The 17928-nt window shown below is 66.5% G+C and carries 18 protein-coding genes; 12 read left to right on the plus strand and 6 right to left on the minus strand.

Going from position 1 to position 17928, the window contains the following annotated elements:
* Positions 1-169: 169 nt before the first annotated feature.
* Both E8M83_RS09345 and E8M83_RS09350 read right to left on the minus strand, forming a co-directional pair.
* Complete coding sequence (locus tag E8M83_RS09345) at positions 170-1489, minus strand: ATP-binding protein (RefSeq protein ID WP_137173096.1); 1320 nt, start codon at positions 1487-1489, stop codon at positions 170-172.
* Positions 1486-2226 (minus strand): response regulator, encoded by a 741-nt coding sequence (locus E8M83_RS09350; RefSeq protein ID WP_137173097.1) that lies wholly within the window; start codon positions 2224-2226, stop codon positions 1486-1488. The genes E8M83_RS09345 and E8M83_RS09350 overlap by 4 nt, the downstream gene beginning before the upstream one ends.
* Before the next feature lie 190 nt (positions 2227-2416).
* Between E8M83_RS09350 and E8M83_RS09355 the strand changes: the two genes are divergently transcribed.
* The 8 genes from E8M83_RS09355 to E8M83_RS09390 all read left to right on the plus strand — a co-directional run bounded on the left by E8M83_RS09355 (position 2417) and on the right by E8M83_RS09390 (position 7586).
* Positions 2417-3124, plus strand: a complete 708-nt coding sequence (locus tag E8M83_RS09355) for a cytochrome c biogenesis CcdA family protein (protein ID WP_137173098.1) — start codon at positions 2417-2419, stop codon at positions 3122-3124.
* A gap of 11 nt (positions 3125-3135) precedes the next feature.
* On the plus strand, positions 3136-3657 hold the full coding sequence (locus tag E8M83_RS09360; protein WP_137173099.1) for a thioredoxin family protein: 522 nt from the start codon (positions 3136-3138) through the stop codon (positions 3655-3657).
* A 31-nt stretch (positions 3658-3688) separates the two neighbouring features.
* Entirely contained in the window at positions 3689-4426 is a 738-nt protein-coding gene (locus E8M83_RS09365) for an SDR family NAD(P)-dependent oxidoreductase (protein ID WP_137173100.1), read from the plus strand.
* Between the two features lie 17 nt (positions 4427-4443).
* Complete coding sequence (locus tag E8M83_RS09370; RefSeq protein ID WP_137173101.1) at positions 4444-5505, plus strand: alpha/beta fold hydrolase; 1062 nt, start codon at positions 4444-4446, stop codon at positions 5503-5505.
* An 11-nt stretch (positions 5506-5516) separates the two neighbouring features.
* A complete protein-coding gene (locus tag E8M83_RS09375) occupies positions 5517-5936 on the plus strand; it encodes an organic hydroperoxide resistance protein (protein ID WP_137173102.1) in 420 nt (139 codons plus the stop codon).
* A 20-nt stretch (positions 5937-5956) separates the two neighbouring features.
* A complete protein-coding gene (locus E8M83_RS09380; protein ID WP_137173103.1) occupies positions 5957-6406 on the plus strand; it encodes a DUF6130 family protein in 450 nt (149 codons plus the stop codon).
* A 246-nt stretch (positions 6407-6652) separates the two neighbouring features.
* Complete coding sequence (locus E8M83_RS09385; protein ID WP_170976752.1) at positions 6653-7210, plus strand: porin family protein; 558 nt, start codon at positions 6653-6655, stop codon at positions 7208-7210.
* Between the two features lie 172 nt (positions 7211-7382).
* Positions 7383-7586 (plus strand): hypothetical protein, encoded by a 204-nt coding sequence (locus E8M83_RS09390; RefSeq protein WP_137173105.1) that lies wholly within the window; start codon positions 7383-7385, stop codon positions 7584-7586.
* Between the two features lie 92 nt (positions 7587-7678).
* Here the strand turns inward: E8M83_RS09390 and E8M83_RS09395 are convergent, their stop codons facing one another.
* Positions 7679-9736 (minus strand): diguanylate cyclase, encoded by a 2058-nt coding sequence (locus tag E8M83_RS09395; RefSeq protein ID WP_137173106.1) that lies wholly within the window; start codon positions 9734-9736, stop codon positions 7679-7681.
* Positions 9737-10062: 326 nt separating this feature from the next.
* Between E8M83_RS09395 and E8M83_RS09400 the strand changes: the two genes are divergently transcribed.
* Positions 10063-10821 carry a DUF2243 domain-containing protein gene (locus E8M83_RS09400; RefSeq protein WP_137173107.1) on the plus strand — a complete coding sequence of 253 codons (759 nt, stop codon included), beginning with the start codon at positions 10063-10065 and terminating at the stop codon, positions 10819-10821.
* On the opposite strand, the gene E8M83_RS09405 is transcribed toward E8M83_RS09400, so the two are convergent.
* The 3 genes from E8M83_RS09405 to E8M83_RS09415 form a co-directional block, all read right to left on the minus strand.
* A complete protein-coding gene (locus E8M83_RS09405; RefSeq protein ID WP_137173108.1) occupies positions 10818-12620 on the minus strand; it encodes an ABC transporter ATP-binding protein in 1803 nt (600 codons plus the stop codon). The genes E8M83_RS09400 and E8M83_RS09405 overlap by 4 nt on opposite strands.
* Positions 12610-14373, minus strand: coding sequence for an ABC transporter ATP-binding protein (locus E8M83_RS09410; protein ID WP_137173109.1), 1764 nt, complete (start codon positions 14371-14373; stop codon positions 12610-12612). The genes E8M83_RS09405 and E8M83_RS09410 overlap by 11 nt, the downstream gene beginning before the upstream one ends.
* Before the next feature lie 88 nt (positions 14374-14461).
* Entirely contained in the window at positions 14462-15244 is a 783-nt protein-coding gene (locus tag E8M83_RS09415; RefSeq protein WP_137173110.1) for a phasin family protein, read from the minus strand.
* 184 nt (positions 15245-15428) lie between these two features.
* On the opposite strand from E8M83_RS09415, the gene E8M83_RS09420 reads away from it, so the two are divergent.
* The 3 genes from E8M83_RS09420 (at position 15429) to E8M83_RS09430 (ending at position 17875) form a co-directional block, all read left to right on the plus strand.
* Positions 15429-16733 (plus strand): amidohydrolase family protein, encoded by a 1305-nt coding sequence (locus tag E8M83_RS09420; protein WP_137173111.1) that lies wholly within the window; start codon positions 15429-15431, stop codon positions 16731-16733.
* Between the two features lie 64 nt (positions 16734-16797).
* Positions 16798-17325, plus strand: coding sequence for a GNAT family N-acetyltransferase (locus E8M83_RS09425; protein ID WP_137173112.1), 528 nt, complete (start codon positions 16798-16800; stop codon positions 17323-17325).
* Positions 17326-17359: 34 nt separating this feature from the next.
* Positions 17360-17875 carry a GNAT family N-acetyltransferase gene (locus tag E8M83_RS09430; protein WP_229491470.1) on the plus strand — a complete coding sequence of 172 codons (516 nt, stop codon included), beginning with the start codon at positions 17360-17362 and terminating at the stop codon, positions 17873-17875.
* The last annotated feature ends 53 nt before the right edge of the window (positions 17876-17928 follow it).

Below are 17928 nucleotides of genomic sequence, written 5' to 3' on the forward strand. Positions count from 1 at the left end.
GCAGGCTTGTCGACGAAATGTCGTTGGGCTTGTTTGTCGGCGACGACGGTCGCGTCGATCCAGCCGAGGTAGTTGCTCGAATGGCGGACCCGGTCGCCGGGTTGCAGATGCGCCTGGCGGCTTCGCGGGCCAGGGAGCGCTCGATTTGCGCCAGCTGTCCGGCGTCGCCTTACTCCTGGGCCAGGTCGCGGATCGCCAGCCTGGCCTGCAGCCCGCCTTCGGGATGGTTGGCCAGGGTCAGCCTGCCACCGAGCGTCGCCGCCAGCTGGCGCGCGATCGCCAGCCCCAGCCCGGTGCCGCCGGTATCGCGGTTGCGCGATGCTTCGAGGCGGTAGAAGGGTTCGAATACCTTCTCCAGCTCGGCCTCGGGGATGCCGGGGCCGAAATCGCGCACCACGATCGCCAGCTCGCCATCCACCAGCTGCTGGACGCTCACTTCGACCTCGCCCGCGTACTTGAGGCCATTGTCGACCAGGTTGCCAAGGATGCGCTTGAGCGCGTGGGGACGGGTCGCGATCGAGGCCCCGGCCTTGCCATGCAGGGTCACGGCCCGCCCGCCATCCTGGTAGTCGCCGACCAGGCTGCACAGCATCGCGTCGGGATCGATGCGGCAAGGCGCCTCCAGGGTGCCGTGCAAGGTGCGCGCATAGGCCACGCCGTCCTTGACCAGCGCTTCCATCTCGAGCAGGTCGCGGTTCATCTTGTCGCGCTGGACGCTGTCGTCGAGCATGTCGGCGCGCATGCGCATGCGGGTGATCGGGGTTTGCAGGTCGTGCGAGATCGCGGCCAGGATCTGGGTACGCTCGGTCATGTAGCCGGCGATGCGCGCCTGCATGGCATTGAAGGCGCGGGCCGCGCGCGTGACCTCTTGCGGGCCGGATTCGGGCAGCGGCGCGGACTTGAGGTCGGGCCCAAGGCGGTCGGCGGCGTCGGCCAGCTGGGCCAGCGGGCGGGTCGCCAGCCGCACGCCGGCCCAGGTGAAGGCCGCCAGCAGCACCAGCTGGCCGAGCAGCACGGCCGGCAGCCAGTTCGATACCGGCAGGCCGGCGGGCCGCATGTCGATCGTGAGCGGCGTGCCGTCGCCCAGGATCACGGTCGCCTGCACCCGGTTGGGGTAGCCCGGCACGGCGCGGGCGGTGACCTGGTACTCCTTGCCGATGGCATCCGTGAAGGCCTCGGCGATGCGCCGCGCATGCGCGCTGTCGGGCGGGTAGCCCTGGTCGCCGGGGCCGAGCGAGAAGCCGTAGGTGCGGCGCTCGAGGCGCGGCAGCCAGGCGGCGCGCTCGGCGGCCGGCAGGCGGTCGAGCAAGGCCACCGAGCTGGCGACGTCCTGCTCCAGGTAGCCCAGCATCAGGCCGACCGTGGCTTCGCGCCGTTCGCTCATGATCAGCACATAGGACAGCCCATGCGCGATCGCCAGGCCGATCGACAGGATCAGCACCAGGCGCACGAACAGGGTGCGCGGCCAGCGCAACAGGGGGGCGCTCATGCCTCGCCGTCCGCGACCTCGACTGCGGATGAGAACACATAGCCTTCGCTGCGCAGGGTCTTGAGGTAGCGGGGATCGCGCGCATCGTCTTGCAGGCGCTGGCGCAGGCGGCTGACCAGGAGGTCGATCGAGCGGTCGAACAGGTCGGCGTCGCGGCCCTGGGTCAGGTTCAGCAACTGGTCGCGCGACAGCACGCGCTGCGGATGGTCGAGGAAGACCCGCAGCAAGCGGTATTCGGCGCCGCTCAGGGCCACCATGGTGCCGTCACGGTCCAGCAGGTGGCGCCCGACGGTGTCGAGGCGCCAAGTGCCGAACACCAGGAACCGGCCGGGCTCCTTGACCTCGAAATTGGGCGGCAGCATGCGCGCGCGGCGCAGCACCGAACGGATGCGGGCGAACAGCTCGCGCACCGCGAACGGCTTGGTCAGATAGTCGTCGGCGCCCATCTCGAGACCCACCACACGGTCGGTCTCTTCGTCGCGCGCGGTCAGCATCAGGATCGGCAGCGCGCGCCATTTGCCGGCGCGCAGGTCGCGGCACAGGGCCAGGCCGTCCTCGCCCGGCAGCATCAGGTCGAGGATCACCAGGTCGAACTGGTGCTGTTCCAGCAGCGCGCGCATCTGGCGGCCATTGGCGGCGGTGGAAGCGCGCATGCCCTGTTTTTCCAGGTAGCTGGCGAGCAGTTCGCGGATCTCGAGGTCGTCGTCGACGATCAGGATATGGTCGGTATGTTCCATGGTCGGTACCTGGCAGAAGTCTGTTCAAGGGTAGCAGTGCCGTCTTTATATCTCAACTATCGCCCACTTTTGTATGCCAATGTATCTGGGCCCAGGCTGGGTACAGTACATTGCAAGAACGCCCATTCCCGACACATCCCGGATACGCCACGGCGGTCCAATACGGTCATCCCAACAGGAGGACCGTACCATGACAACTCCCATCGACGCACCACTTGCCCTGCTCGGCGGCGTGCTGACCATCGCCTCGCCCTGCGTGCTTCCGATCCTGCCCATCGTCCTGGGCGGCACCCTGCAAGAGCGCGCCGCAGGACAGCGGAATACCCGCCCGCTGTTCATCGTGGCCGGCTTCGTCATTTCGTTCGCCGCGCTCGGCATGCTGCTGGCCAGCGCCTCGCAGCACGTCGTGCTGGCCCATGAAACCCTGCGCCATGCGGGCCTGGCCATCCTGGCCGTGCTGGGCGTGGCGATGCTGTGGAAGGCGCCGTATGCCGCGCTGATGAACCACTTGAGCGCCTTCGTGAGCCGCTTGACACCCGCTGGCGGCGAGGCGCGCGCCGGCAACCTGGGAGGCCTGTTGCTGGGCATGTCGCTGGGCGCGGTCTGGACGCCCTGCGCCGGGCCGGTGCTGGCCTCGATCCTGGTGCTGGTGGCCCAGGCCCGGGATATCGGGCGCTCGGCGGGCCTGCTGGTGCTGTACGCCATCGGCGCCGGCATCCCGATGCTCGTCATCGCCTACGGCGGCCAGTTCGTCCGCACCCGGATCCGCGCCGTGGCCCGCCATGCCGACCGCCTGCAACAGCTGTTCGGCGCGCTGATCCTGGCCACCGCCGCTGCCATCTATTTCCAGTACGACGTCCTGCTGTACGCCCACCTCGCCAACTTCGTCTCGTTTTGAAAGGAACCATCATGAAACGCCTGTTCACCATGCTGCTCGCCGGCGCCACCTTCTTCAACGCCGCCTCGTCCCATGGCGCGCCGTTCGCCAGGGCGGAGACCGCCCCTGAATTCACGGGCATCGACAAATGGCTCAATTCGCAGCCCCTGACCATGCAGGGCTTGCGCGGCAAGGTCGTGCTGGTCGACTTCTGGACCTACACCTGCATCAACTGCATCCGCACGCTGCCCCATGTGAAGCGCTGGCACGAGAAGTATGCAACCCAGGGACTGGTCGTGGTTGGGGTCCATACCCCCGAGTATCCGTTCGAACGCTCGACCTCGAACGTGCAATCCGCGATCAAGCGCTTCGAGATCCCGTATGCGGTCGCCCAGGACAACCGTTACGCCACCTGGGAAGCTTATTCGAACCGCTATTGGCCAGCCGTCTACCTGATCGACAAGCGCGGACGCATCGTCTACACCCACTTCGGCGAAGGCGCCTACCAGCAGACCGAAGCCAAGATCCAGGCCCTGCTTGCCGAAGCCGCATAAGCATTTTTTCAACCCACGAAGGAGAACCACCATGAACACCAGCACCGCACACACCAGAACTGCACTCGTCTTCGGCGGCTCGCGCGGCATCGGCGCCGGCATCGCGCTGCGCCTGGCACAAGAAGGCGCGAACGTCGCCCTGACCTATGCCGCGGCCGCCGCCAAGGCGAACGAGGTGGTCGCCGCCATCGAGCAAGAGGGCCGTGAAGCGCTGGCGATCCAGGCCGACAGCGGCAACGCCGCCGACCTGCAGTCGGCCGTGCGCCAGGCCATGGAACGCTTCGGCCGCATCGACATCGTCGTCGTCGCCGCCGGCATCCTGCACATCGCCGACGTGGCCGAGTTCAGCATCGAGAACCTCGACCGCATGCTCGACGTGAATGTGCGCGGCGTCTACCTGGCGATCAAGGCTGCGCTGCCGCATATGGAAGAGGGCGGCCGCATCGTCACCATCGGCAGCAATGCCGCCGAGCGCACCAGCCACCCGGGTTCGAGCGTGTATTCGATGACCAAGGGCGCGGTCAAGGTCATGGTCAAGGGCCTGGCGGTCGACCTGGCGCCGCGCGGCATCACCATCAACAACATCCAGCCCGGCCCGATCGCCACCGACATGACGGCCGACCTGCTCGAGATGATCACGCCCCTGATCCCGGTCAAGCGCGTCGGCCAGCCGGCCGAGATCGGCGGCCTGGTGGCCTACCTGACCGGCCCCGACTCGGGCTACATGACCGGCGCCAGCCTGACCATCGACGGCGGCATGTCGCTGTGAACCAGAAGGAGAACATCATGAAACCCACCACCAACCTGGAACGCAGGGGCTTTTTAAACACGACGGCGCTTGGCTTCGTCGCGCTTCAATCGAGCCTCATGGGCGCCGTGCAGGCTGCGCCCGCCGGCGCCAAGGCCGGCGCCGGCGCGGCCGGCAGCGGGATTTCCCCGGCCAGCAACACCTTTACCGACATCCGCCAGATCCGCGCCGGCGTGCTGGACGTGGGCTATGTCGATGCCGGGCCGCGCACCGGCACGCCGATCGTGCTGTTCCACGGCTGGCCCTACGACATCCATGCCTTCATCGACGTGGTGCCGATCCTGGCCGCGGCCGGCTACCGCGTGATCGTGCCGCACCTGCGCGGCTACGGCAGCACGCGCTTCCTGTCGGCCGATACGCTCCGCAACGGCCAGCAGGCCAGCTTCACCGCCGACGCCGTGGCCTTCCTGGATGAACTCAAGATCGAGCGCGCCATCGTCGCCGGCTTCGACTGGGGCGCCCGTATCGCGACCACCCTGGCCGCACTCTGGCCGCAGCGCTTCAATGCGCTGGTCTCGGTCAGCGGTTACCTGATCGGCAGCCAGGAGGGCAATATCAAGCCGCTGGCGCCGAAGGCCGAGCTGCAATGGTGGTACCAGTATTACTTCGCCACCCCGCGCGGCGAACGCGGTTACCGCGAAAACACGCACGCCTTCGCGCGCCTGATCTGGGAGCTGGCTTCGCCCGAATGGAAGTTCGACGATGCGACCTTCGCCCGCTCGGCCAAATCGCTCGACAACCCGGACCATGTCGCCATCTCGATCAGCAACTACCGCTGGCGCCTGGGCCTGGCGCCGAGCGAGCCGCAATACGAAGACATCGAGCGGCGCCTGGCCAGGTTCCCCGACGTCGCCGTGCCGACCATCACGATGGAGGGCGAGGCCAACGGGGCGCCGCATCCGGACCCGAAGAACTACGCCAGGAAATTCCTGAAGAAGTACGAGCACCGCCACCTGGCCAAGGGTGTCGGCCACAACCTGCCGCAGGAAGCGCCACGCGAATTCGCCCAGGCCATCCTCGACGTCGCCAAATGGATGTAAGGAGATCGACCATGAACACCAATGCAACAGTGCTTTATACCGGCAAGACCCACACCACCTCGGGCGGACGCGATGGCGCGGCCCGCAGTTCGGACGGGCGCCTCGACCTGCAACTGTCCTCGCCCGGTTCGAAAGGCGAGGGCACCAATCCCGAGCAGCTGTTCGCGGCCGGCTGGTCGGCCTGCTTCATCGGCGCGATCGGGCTCGCGGCAAACAAGCTGGGCGTGAAGCTGCCGGCCGGGCTGGCGGTGGACGCCGAAGTAGACCTGTGCAATGCCGACGGCGCCTATTTCTTGCAGGCGCGCCTGAACGTGCACCTGCCCGGCCTGGACCAGGACACGGCGCGCACGCTGGTCGATACCGCGCACCAGACCTGCCCGTATTCGAAGGCGACGCGCGGCAATATCGACGTCGACATCAACCTCGTTTAAGAGAACATGGCGAGAACATCATGCGACTACTTCCTGCCCTGATCCTCGGCCTTGCCGCCACCCTGTCCCTGCCGGTGTTGGCGCATGATGTCGGCGGCGCCCGCCCGATCGCCGTGGTGGCGATCGAGAACGAGGCGGCTCCCAGGCTGTTCGTCGACCAGCCGCTGCCAGGGCCGCTGACGAAAGGCCAGGTCTTCATCGGCTACCGCACCGAGAACATCCGCATCGTGCCGGTGTATGGCAAGGGTGCGCTCGACGTGTCGCCGCGCATCGGCCACCTGCACGTAACGGTGGACGGCACGCCATGGCACTGGGCCGACGCCAGCAACGAGCCGATCGTGCTGGTCGGCTTGCCGCCCGGCCCGCACAAGGTGCTGCTCGAACTGGCCGACCCCACGCACAAGGTCATCACAAGCCAGACGGTGGAGCTTGTCGTGCCGGCGCCAGCCGAGGGCCAGCACCGGCATTGACCGGCACGGCAATGGATATTTGTATCCAGAAGTAACCGAGTGCATACGTGGTATCGGCTGGGATCGTGCATGCAACAGTAGGGAATGTACCGACATATCCCAGTCATCAGCGCGTGTAACTCCGATCAGGATTATCCTAGTTACAAATGCTTACTTATGGACTATTCATCTACGCTTGGCGCGGGTGTATCTTTCCAGTACGCAATTCATGAGGAATTGCGAACCAGACGAAATACAGAGGACATCATGAACAAACTGCTCATCACTCTCGCGGCCAGCCTGGTCGCCATCGGTTCCGCACAAGCCCAGGGCGTCGTCGCCAATGGCAACCCACTGGCGGGCGTCTATGTCGGCGCCAGCGTTGCCGGCGCCAAGAATCAGACCATCGACGACTGGAAGGCCGGCGGCAAGGTCTTTGCCGGCTATAACTTCGACCAGAACTGGGCGGTCGAAGCCGGCCACACCCGCTTTGACAGCCAGGATTACCGTGCCACCTCGGGCGCGGGCGGGAACGACGCTTTCGTCAAGAGCAACAGCAGCTATCTCGCGGCCAAGTACACCTTGCCGCTGAACGGGGCGCTGTCGGCCTACGGCAAGCTGGGCGCCTCGTATAACGAGCGCAAGGGCGGTTACAGGAATACCAACTGGACCGATCACGACACCGGCCTGTATGGCGCGGTCGGCCTGCAGTACGCGTTGACCAAGAACGTATCGCTGGTCGGCGAGTATGAGCGTTACGGCAAGGACAAGGACAGGGGCGCCAAGGCCGACGTCGTATCGGCGGGCGTGCAGTACGCCTTCTGAGGTTTTCCTCACCCGCCGGCCGCGAGGGTTGACACTCTTGCGGCCGGCAAATCTTCGCACGATTGAACCCGCACAAGGGAGAGGGATTCGTCCCAGCTGGCTCAGCAACAGCTTGTGCGCACATGACATGATTGCAATGCAAACAACGTCATGATGCGTACAAGGAATCCGCATGGGCACGCTCCTCCTGCATCTGCAAGAACTGCTGCGCGACCGCCAGCACGCCCGCATCCAGCTAGGTATCACATTGACCGGGTTTCACGACAATGATATTGATCAGAAGGCCATTACCGTGTTTGAGCGCGGCCGTTGGAGTGATCTCATTTCTGAATTAAAACCTTTTGCCGTGGATGACAATAGAACTCATCGTCCATGAACATATCTGCGCGGCGCTACGCGGCTTGGGGACTGGACCCTGACCAGCGTGTCTGCCGACAGCAAATCACTGCGGTCTTCTACGCACACACCTCAACCGTTCGCCGCCCTCAACGGCTCCCGCTCCCCCATCACGGTCGACAAATCGACCTGCCCCGCGCGCCACGCATGTTCCAGGTTCTGCTCGATCGCATCGATGCTGGCCAGCCTGTCGTCGGCAAAACCGCGCACGCCATAGGCCCGGTTGCGCCCGTGCGACTTGGCCAGGTACAGCGCCATGTCGACCAGGTTCACCACCCGTTCCCACGCCAGGGCCTGCTTGCCCACGGATAGCGGGAAGGGCGCGTAACCGATCGACACGTTCACGCTCAGCGCCGTGCCGCCATGGTCGATGACGGTGGCCCCGATGCCGGCCAGGATGCGCCCGGCCACTTCGTCCAGGCCCTCCTTGCCGGCCGGCGCCGTCGGCAGGTAGGCCAGGAATTCCTCGCCGCCCCAGCGCACGATCATGTCGGTCTCGCGCAGGATCTCGCACAGGCGGGCGGCGATCGTGGTCAGCACGGCGTCGCCGGCCGCGTGGCCATAGGTGTCGTTGATGTTCTTGAAGTGGTCGACGTCGAGCAGGAACAATGCCCCGCCGTCGACCTGTTGCCCAGCCGGCGCTGGCGTGCGCATAAACTCCAGGAAGTGGCGGCGGTTATACAGTCCCGTCAGCGGATCGCGTACGCTCTGCTGCTTGAGCTCGCGGTTCTTTTCGTGCAGCTGGGCGTTGGCATGGCGTACCTTGCGGTACAAGAGGCCGACCACGGTCGCGGCCAGCGCGAACACCGCCACCAGCAGCCACCACACGCGCTGCTGCAGGCGGCGGTTGTCGATCTCGGTCGACTTGATCAGGTTCTCGCTGCGCAGCAGCTCGATCTGGCGCTGCTTCTTGTCGGTCTCGTATTTCTCTTGCAGCTCGAGCATGGCCTGCTGGCGACGGCGTTCGAACAGCTCGTTCGAGATCTTGCGCTCGCGGTGATAGGCTTGCAGCGCGCCCGGCAGGTCGCCCACGCGTTCCAGTGCGCTGCCGTATTCGACCAGGGCCGTCTGCAGCTCAGGCTTGTCGCCGATTTCCTCGTAGCCGGCCATGCCCATCTCGATCTGGCGCTTGCCTTCGGCCACGCGGCCGATGCCGAGGTAGGCCTGGCCAAGGTTCAAGTGCGCGGTCGCGTTCAGCGCGCGGTCGTTCAAGGGGCCGGTTGCCGCGACCGCCTGCTCGGCGTAGGAAGCCGCATTCTTGAAGTCCCCCGTCTTGAGATAGAAGTCGGACAAGTTGATCAGGGATACCACGATCCGCTTGTTGGCGCCGATCGAGCGTTCGAGGGCCAGTCCTTCTTGCAGTGCGCGTAGCGCGCGTTTGCGCTGGCCGGTATCGATCGCCAGCCAGTACTCGGCGTTCTTGATGGTTGCCATGCGGCCGGGGGAATTCGCTTTCTGCGCCGCAGCCAGTGCTTCGTCGATCAGGCCAAAACCTTTTTCGGGCTCGCGCATCTTGGCATACAGGCGTACCAGCGAATTGAGCGCCATGACGATATGGACCGGATCGCCATTCTTGCGCGCCAGTGCGGCCGCTGCCTGCAAGCGCTCGAGGGCGCTCGGCAGGTTGCCGTCCTCCGCGTGGGACTCGCCGGACGAGATCATTGCGCGCACGCGCAGGTCCATGTCTTGCGTTGTATTGGCCAGCTTTTCGGCTTCCCAGACCAGGCGGTGCGCTTCTCCCGGACGATGCTGGGCGAAGGCGGAATAGCCCTGCATCAGGAGGCCCTTGGCCAACGCGCCAGGGTGGTCGTGCTCGCGTCCGATGGCGATCAGCTCATTGGCCAATGCAAAGGATTGGGCATGGTGGCCGAGGCCATGGCGCGCCACGGCAAGCTGGTTCAGGAACTCGATGCGCTGCGCCAGCGGCGCATTGCGGGCCTCGGGCTCCAGCGCTTCCAGCTTCGGCAGGGCGCGCTCGGGGACGAAGCGGTTCAGTTCGCGGATCTCGGCGATGCGCTGGTCCAGCGGCGCGACGTCATCGGCGAACGCCCACGCCGATGCCGCGCACAGGGCCAGCGTCAGTGCGTGGGAGCGGGAGCGCGCGAATGCGCAGTGCAGGACAGCCAACATGCCGTTTCTCGTCGCGCCGGTGTAATCCGGCGGAAGTTGTTTGGCCCATTATATGGCTGTTGCAAAGTAGAAATTTCACTTTCTATTTAAATGTCACAAAAATGACACAGGCTCGGGACCGTCGGCCAAGCCCATGCCGTTTGTCCAGAAAGCCCGTCAATCCAGGCAAAACGCGCCATTGTCCATCCAGTCGTCAGGAGATGGATTGTCAACGATCCGCATATGCCGCCGATAACTAAATCACAGATTATTTGTTGAGGGAACGGTGCGATGTCGTTTGACCCCACCTCCTATACTGGAGGCACGACATCGATGAGGAGAGGGACATGTTGAGATCGCCTTGGGCCAGGTGGGGCGCGACGCTGGGCTTCGCGCTCGGCGGCTTTTTCGACGGCATCCTGCTGCACCAGATCCTGCAGTGGCACCATCTCCTCAGCCTGGTCGCAGGCCTCGACGACCTGCGCCTGCAGGTGCTGTGGGATGGCTACTTCCACCTGCTGATGTATATCGTCGCCCTGGCCGGCCTGATTGGCCTGTGGCGCGCGCAGCGGCGCGGCGGGGTCGACTGGGGCCGGCCGCTGGCGGGGGCGATGCTGGTCGGCTTCGGCGCCTGGCACGCGATCGACGCGCTGCTGTCGCACTGGCTGCTCGGCATCCACCGTATCCGCATCGACAGCCCGAACCCGCTGCTGTGGGACCTCTCATGGCTGGCCGCGTTCGGCATCGTGCCGCTGGTGCTGGGCTGGCGCTGGCTGTGCCGCCAGGGCGGCGGCGGCGGGATGCGCAACGCGACCGCGGCGATGGCCTTGCTGGCCGCCGGCACGGCCGGCGCCGGCGCCTGGGCGCTGATGCCGCCGCCGGGGCAAGAACTGGCCACCGTCGTATTCCACCCCGGCGCCGGCCCGCGCGAAGTGTTCGCCGCGCTCGACGCGGTCGACGGCCGGCTGGTATGGAGCGACCGCGCCATGGGCGTAGTCGTGATGGCGGTGCCCGAATCGCGCCGCTGGCACCTGTACCGGCACGGCGCGCTGCTGGTCAGCGGCAGCGGCGCGCCGGCCGGTTGTTTCAACTGGAGCCGAATCTAGACGGCGATCTGCTGCAACAGATACAGCCGCTGATACAAGCCGCCCTCGATCCGCATCAGTTCCTCGTGCGGCCCGGCCTCGGTGATCTTGCCGTGATTGAGCACGATGATGCGGTCGGCCTCGCGGATGGTCGACAGGCGGTGCGCGATGGCGATGATGGTCACCTTGCCGCGCAATTCTTCCAGCGCCTCTTGCACGATCTGCTCGGTGGCGCTGTCGATGCGCGACGTCGCTTCGTCCAGCAGCAAAATACGCGGCTCACCCGCCAGCGCGCGCGCGATCGCGATCAACTGCTTCTGGCCCGAAGACAAACGCGAGCCGCCTTCGCCCAGTTGGGTCTCGTAGCCGTCTTCCAGCGCGCAGATGAAATCGTGGGCGTGGGCGGCGCGCGCCGCCGCCTGCAGGCGCGCGAGCGGCAACCCGCGGCCCATGTCGATGTTCTCGCGCGCGGTGGCGGCCAGGATGAACGGATCCTGCGGTACCAGGCCGACCTCGTTGCGGAAGCGTTCGTTGCCGATGCCGGCCAGCGGCAGGCCGCCGATCTCGATGCTGCCCTTATCGGCCACGTAGTAGCGCAGCAGCAGCGACAGCAAGGTCGACTTGCCGCTGCCGGTGTGGCCGACGATGCCGAAGAAGGCGCCTTGCGGCACGTCGAGCGACAGGTCGTGCAGCACCGGCTGGCCTGGCACGTAGGCGAATTCGACATTGCGCACCCGCACTGCCGGCGCATCGGCCGAGAAAGAAGTGTCGTCGTGCGCGCGTTTCGGGTCGTGTTCCGGCGCGCCCGCTTCGTCGAGCAGGGTGTTTACGCGCGCCGCCGCCACCACCGCCTGCTGCAAGCCGCTGAACTGCATCGTGATCTGGATCAGCGGCTCGACCACGCGCGCGATATAGCTCACGAAAGCGTACAGCACGCCCACCTCGACCGCGCCGACCTGGCGCTGGCCGAAGGCGAAGATCACCAGCGCCAGCAGGGCCACATTGAGCAGGTCGAGCGCGGGCCGCAGCAGGAAGGCGTTGGCGCGCAGCTCGGCCACGCGCGCCGTGTAGTGCTTGCGGTTGGTGCCCAGGAAGCGCTCGCCGAAGCGCAGTTCGGCATTGCTGGCCTGCAGCACGCTCATGCCGCCGATCGATTCGGCCATCTGCGCGTTGATGTCGCTGCGCAGGGCGCGGGCGCGGGTGACGGCCGGCGCCGACAGGCGCTGGTAGAGCCAGACGATGCCGACCACCGCCGGCACCAGCGTCAGCACGATCAGCATCAGGCGCCAGTCGAGCCAGGCCATCGCGATCATGGTGCCGACCAGGACGATCGAGTTGTCGAGCATGACGTACAGGACCTGGATGTACAGGGTCTTGACCGCCTCGGTGTCGTTGGTCACGCGGCTGACCAGCTGGCCGGTGATGGCGCGGTCGAAGAAGGCCATCGGCAGGCGCAGCACATGGCCATAGACCCATTCGCGCAGGCGCTGCACCGAGCGCATCGCCAGGCCCGACAGCCGGATCAGCTGCAGGTAGCGCACCCAGCTCGCGATCCAGCCGGTGACGACCAGGCCGCCCAGCAGCAGGATCATCTGCGGCCAGTCGAGGTGGCGCGGCAGCAGGTGGTCGTCGATCAGGGCCTTGCCCAGCAGCGGGCCCAGGACTTCGAACGCGGCGGCCAGGATCAGCCACAGGGTGGCGACGGCCAGGTGGCGTTTTTCGGGAGCGGCGGCGCGGCGCAGCAGGCGCGTGGCCAGCCTGGCCTGGTCGCGCAGTTCGCCGCGCTCGACCGATTTGTCAGGCTTTGCTTCAGATTGCATCGAGGCTGGCCTCCAGTTGTTGGTAACGCCACTGGCTGGCATACCAGCCATCCAGCGCGAGCAGTTGATCGTGGGTGCCGGCTTCGACTACCCGGCCGCTTTTCAACACGACGATGTGGTCGGCCGCGACCACCGCCGACAGGCGATGGCTGGCGATGATGGCGGCGCGTCCTGGCTGCGCCTGGCGCAACGCGGCCAGGTGTTCGAGGATGCGGGTCTCGGTGCCGGTGTCGACCGCCGACAGGGCGTCATCCAGCAACAGCAGGTTACTGGCAGCCAGGAGCGCGCGCGCGATCGCGACCCGCTGGCGCTGGCCGCCCGACAGCGTGATGCCTTTTTCGCCGACCGGGGTGTCGTAGCCGTGCGGGAAGCGCAGGATGTCGTCGTGGATGTCGGCCATTTGGGCTGCCGCCATCACCTCGTCGCGCGAGGCGCCGGGACGGGCCAGCGCAATGTTCTCGGCGATCGAGGCCGAGAACAGGAAGGATTCCTGCGGCACCCAGCTGGTGGCCGAACGCAGGGCCGACAGGCGGTAGGCGTCCAGCGCCTGGCCGGCCCACTCGGCGCGGCCGGCCTGCGGCGTGGCCTGGCGCAGCAGCACCCGCAGCAGGGTCGACTTGCCGGAACCGGTCGGCCCGACCAGGCCCAGGGTCTGGCCCGGCTCGAGGCGCAGCGACACCCCGTCGAGCGCCGGCTGCTGCAGGTTCGCCTGCGCGCCGCCATAGGCGAAGGTAACGTTGTCGAGCACCAGCGGGCCCTGGCCGACCTGTTCGACCGTGCCGGTGTCTTCCACCGAGAGCGGGGCGTCGAGCAGCGGCTGCAGGCGCGCCAGGCCGGCGCGGCCGCGTTCGATCAGGGTCAGCACCCAGCCGGCCGCGAACATCGGCCAGATCAGCTGGCCCAGGTACATCGTGAAGCTGGTCAGCGCGCCCACCGTGAGTTCGTTCTGCCACACCAGGTAGCCGCCCAGGCCGAGCGTCAGGCCGGTGGCGGCGGTGAGGGTGAGGCCGACCGCCGGCTCGTATGCCGCTTCCCATTTCTGCGCCGTCAGGCTGGCTTGCGCGGCATTGCCGGCCAGCTCGCCGAACTGGTTTGCGCTGCGGCCTTCCAGGCCCAGGGCGCGCAGGGTGCGTACGCCGGACAGCGACTCTTGCACGTGGTCGTTGAGTGCCGAGAAGCGCTTGAGCGCATCGCCTTCGGCGGTGTGGATATGGGTCGAGATATACCAGAACGCGAGCCCCATCAGCGGGAACGGCAGCAGCGCCACCAAGGCCAGGCGCCAGTCGACGCCCAGCATCATGATCCCCAATACCATCACCAGGGTCAGCGTGCCGTCGAAGGCGGCCAGCAAGGCTTCGCCGGCGGCCATCTCGATGGCGTCGATATCGTTGGTGGCCAGGGCCATCAGGTCGCCGGTGCGCTGGCGCTGGTAGAAGGCCGGGCCTTGCGCCGCCAGGCGCGCGTACAGCCGCGTGCGCAGCTCGACGCCCAGGTTGTAGGCGGCCGAGTACAGGCGGATGCGCCAGCAGACCCGCAGCACGTAGATCGCCACGCCGAGTGCGATCAACTGGGCGATCCCGACCAGCAGCTCGTGCTGGCCGAGGCGGTTGGCGGCGAGGGCGTCGACCAGGGCGCCGACCTTGCGCGGGATGAGGACGGTACAGATGGCGACGCCGACCAGCATGAAGGCCGACGAGGCATAGGATTGCCAATGCCGGCGCACGAAGCCGCCGATCAGCCTGGACAAACTCATTCGAAATCCTTGGAAATGCGCCCGAAAAAAAAGCGGGCCAGAGCCCGCTAGTGTAGTCGTTTTGCCTATTCGGCGCTGATTCGGGACGCTATTTGCGGCGCTTGGGCGGGCTGCCGATGCGGGTGACGGTGGCCGAATCCTTGTCCTCGACCGGGGCCGCAAGCGGTTGCGCCGCCGCGGCAGCCTTCGAGGCGCCCTTGCCGACGGCCTTGGCGATCGGCTTCTGCTCGGACACGGGAACAGGTTCCTGGAGGATGGTCGCCTGTACCTCGGCCGCGCTTGTGACCGGCTCGGCTTGCTCGACCACGAATGGTTCCGACGCCGGCGCCGGTGCCGGATCGGCCGGCTGCGCCGATGCCTGCGCGACGTGCTCGGTGGGCTGCTCGGTGGGCTGCTCGGTGGGCTGCTTGGTGAGCTGTTCGGTGAGCTGTTCGGCAACCACTTCGGTCGCCTCGACCGAGGCCTCGCGGGCTTGCTGCGGCGCCTCGGAAACCAGCGCTTCGGTGACCGCTGCCGCAGCGGCAACCGGCGGCGCAGCTGTCTGCATGATCGTGCGCAGGCCGTAAGGCTGGGCGTTGGCGCCGATGTTGATCAGTTCGCGGCCGTAGTTGAACAGGCTGCGCACCTGCTCTTCGGCATGGGTGCGCAGCACCAGCAGGTCGCGCGGTTGGGTTGCGTCGATCAGCTGGCGCAGGGTGTGCGACGAGCGCTCGACCGAATCGCGCGAGGCCGACAGGTTGAGCGCGACGATGCGGCTGGCATTGTCGAGCGCCTGGGTGGCAAAGGTATTGAAGAAGCGAAACTGCGCATCCAGCTGGGCGCTCAGTTGCCTGGTAGATGCTGCGGACAATTGCTCGGGAAGTGAAGTCATTGGATTTCCTATCGGTCAGTATGGCGCGCTGCAATATCAGCCAGTGTACCCACGATTGGCGGGTGTTGCAATGCACAATCATGGCTTATTTATAACGGGTAATATTGCGTTGCAGCATTGTTTGTTTGGCTTCAAAGCCAATTTGCCGAAATTGCTACAATTGCCTCCCTTGTATGGAGTCACCATGGACCTCGTGATCCGCAATGCCACGCTGCCCGACGGCCGCCAGCAGACCGACATCGGCATCGTCGACGGGCGCATCGCCGCCGTCGAACCGCGCCTGGCCGCCCATGGCGTGCGAGAAATCGACGCCGCCGGCGACCTGGTCAGCCCGCCTTTCGTGGACGCGCACTTCCACATGGATGCGGTGCTGAGCTACGGCCTGCCGCGCGTCAACCGCAGCGGGACGCTGCTCGAAGGCATCGCTTTGTGGGGCGAATTGAAACCGGAACTGACCCAGGACGCGCTGGTCGAGCGCGCGCTGCGCTATTGCGACTGGGCGGTGGCGCGCGGCCTGCTGGCCATCCGCAGCCATGTGGATGTGTGCGACGACCGGCTGCTGGCGGTGGAAGCCCTGCTGGAGGTCAGGCGCCGGGTGGCGCCCTACCTCGACCTGCAACTGGTGGCCTTCCCGCAGGACGGCCTGCTGCGCAGCCCGACCGCCTTCGACAACCTGAAGCGCGCGATCGGCATGGGCGTGGACGTGGTCGGCGGCATCCCGCACTTCGAGCGGACGATGGCGCAAGGCGCCGAGTCGGTGCGCCTGCTGTGCGAATTCGCGGCCGAGCGCGGCCTCTACGTCGACATGCACTGCGACGAGAGCGACGACCCGCTGTCGCGCCATATCGAGACGCTGGCCCATGAAACCCAGCGCCTGGGCCTGCAGGGCAGGGTGGCCGGCTCGCACCTGACCTCGATGCACTCGATGGACAATTATTACGTGAGCAAGCTGCTGCCGTTGATCGCGGAAAGCGGCGTGGCCGCGATCGCCAATCCCCTGATCAACATTACCCTGCAAGGCCGCCACGACACCTACCCCAAGCGGCGCGGCATGACCCGCGTGCCCGAGCTGATGGCGGCCGGCGTCGACGTCGCCTTCGGCCACGACTGCGTGCTCGACCCCTGGTACGGCATGGGTTCGGGCGACATGCTCGAGGTCGCGCACATGGGCCTGCACGTGGCGCAGATGACGGGGCTCGAGGCGATGCAGGCCTGCTATGGCGCGATCACCGAAACGCCGGCGCGTATCCTGGGGCTCGAGGGCTATGGCCTGGCGCCGGGCTGCCATGCCGACCTGGTCATCCTCGACGCTGGCTCGACGGTCGAGGCGATCCGCCTGCGCGCGGCGCGCCGGCTGGTGCTGCGCCGCGGCCGGGTGGTGGCCGAAGCGCCGCCGGCCGCCAGCCGCCTGCACCTGGAGGGACGGCCCGCAGCGGTCGACTTTAGGCTGCCCCAGGGCAATAAAGCGGTAAATCCGGGGTCTCCGTGATTATTTGTGAGTTTTCAGGCAAAATAACTGACCGCCGGGTTATGGCATCTGCATACTGATTGTTGTGAAAGATATTGAAATTCGCCCCGCCGCCGAAGCCGACTTCGAGGCCATCTGGACCATTTTTTGCGCCCACATCGTGGCCGGTGAGAGCTATGTGTTCACCATCGCGACCTCGCGCGAAGCCGGTCACCATTACTGGCTGGGCCAGGGCGTGCGCAGCTTCGTCGCCGTGAGCGCGGCTGGCCGGGTGCTGGGCATGTACCGCCTGGTGCCGAACCAGGTCGGGCGCGGCCACCACGTGGCCAATGCGTCCTACATGGTCAGCCCGTCGGCGCAAGGGGCCGGCATCGGCCGCCTGATGGGCGAACACAGCCTGGCCGAAGCGCGTAGCCATGGCTACCTGGCGATGCAGTTCAACCATGTGGTCAGCACCAATGCCGCCGCCATCGGCCTGTGGAAGAAGCTCGGCTTTTCCATCGTCGGCACGCTGCCCAAGGCCTTCCGCCACCAGCGCCTCGGCTATGTCGACGCCTATGTGATGTACCAGCTGCTGCAGGATCCCGACCACTGGCCGACCGCGGACGAGTAGTCGAAAGTAAATAAGCAAGCGTATGATCCCGGTCATGACTGAGATTCTCACCACCGACCGCCTGCGCCTGCGCCTCGTGACCGAGGATGACGCTCCCTTCTACCTGGCGCTGGCGAACGACCCCGCCTTCATCGAGCATATCGGCGACCGCAAGCTGCGCACCGTCGACGCCGCCCTGCGCGGCCTGCGCGAAGGACCGATCGCGATGCAGGCGCGGCATGGGCACTCGCTCTACCTGGTCGAACGGCTGGAAGACGGCGCGCCGCTCGGCCTGTCCGGCCTGGTCAAGCGCGATACGCTGGAATACGTCGACATCGGCTATGCCTTCATGCCCGAGCACCGGGGACGCGGCTATGCCTTCGAGGCCGGGCAGGCGGTGGTGCGCCATGCGGCGGCGCTGGGTATCCGGAAGCTGGCGGCGATCGCTTCGCCGGCCAACACGGCCTCGATCGCGCTCCTGCAGCGCCTGGGCCTGCGCTTCGAGCGCCGCGCCAGCCTGGCGCCCGACCAGCCGCCGGTCAACGTCTACCTGGCCGAGCTCGATGGTTGAGTAGCGCACCTTGCGCGCGGTATTGACGGTGTTACGATGGCGCATCCTCAACG

The organism is Massilia sp. HP4, assembly GCF_005222695.1.
Lineage (GTDB): Bacteria > Pseudomonadota > Gammaproteobacteria > Burkholderiales > Burkholderiaceae_D > Telluria.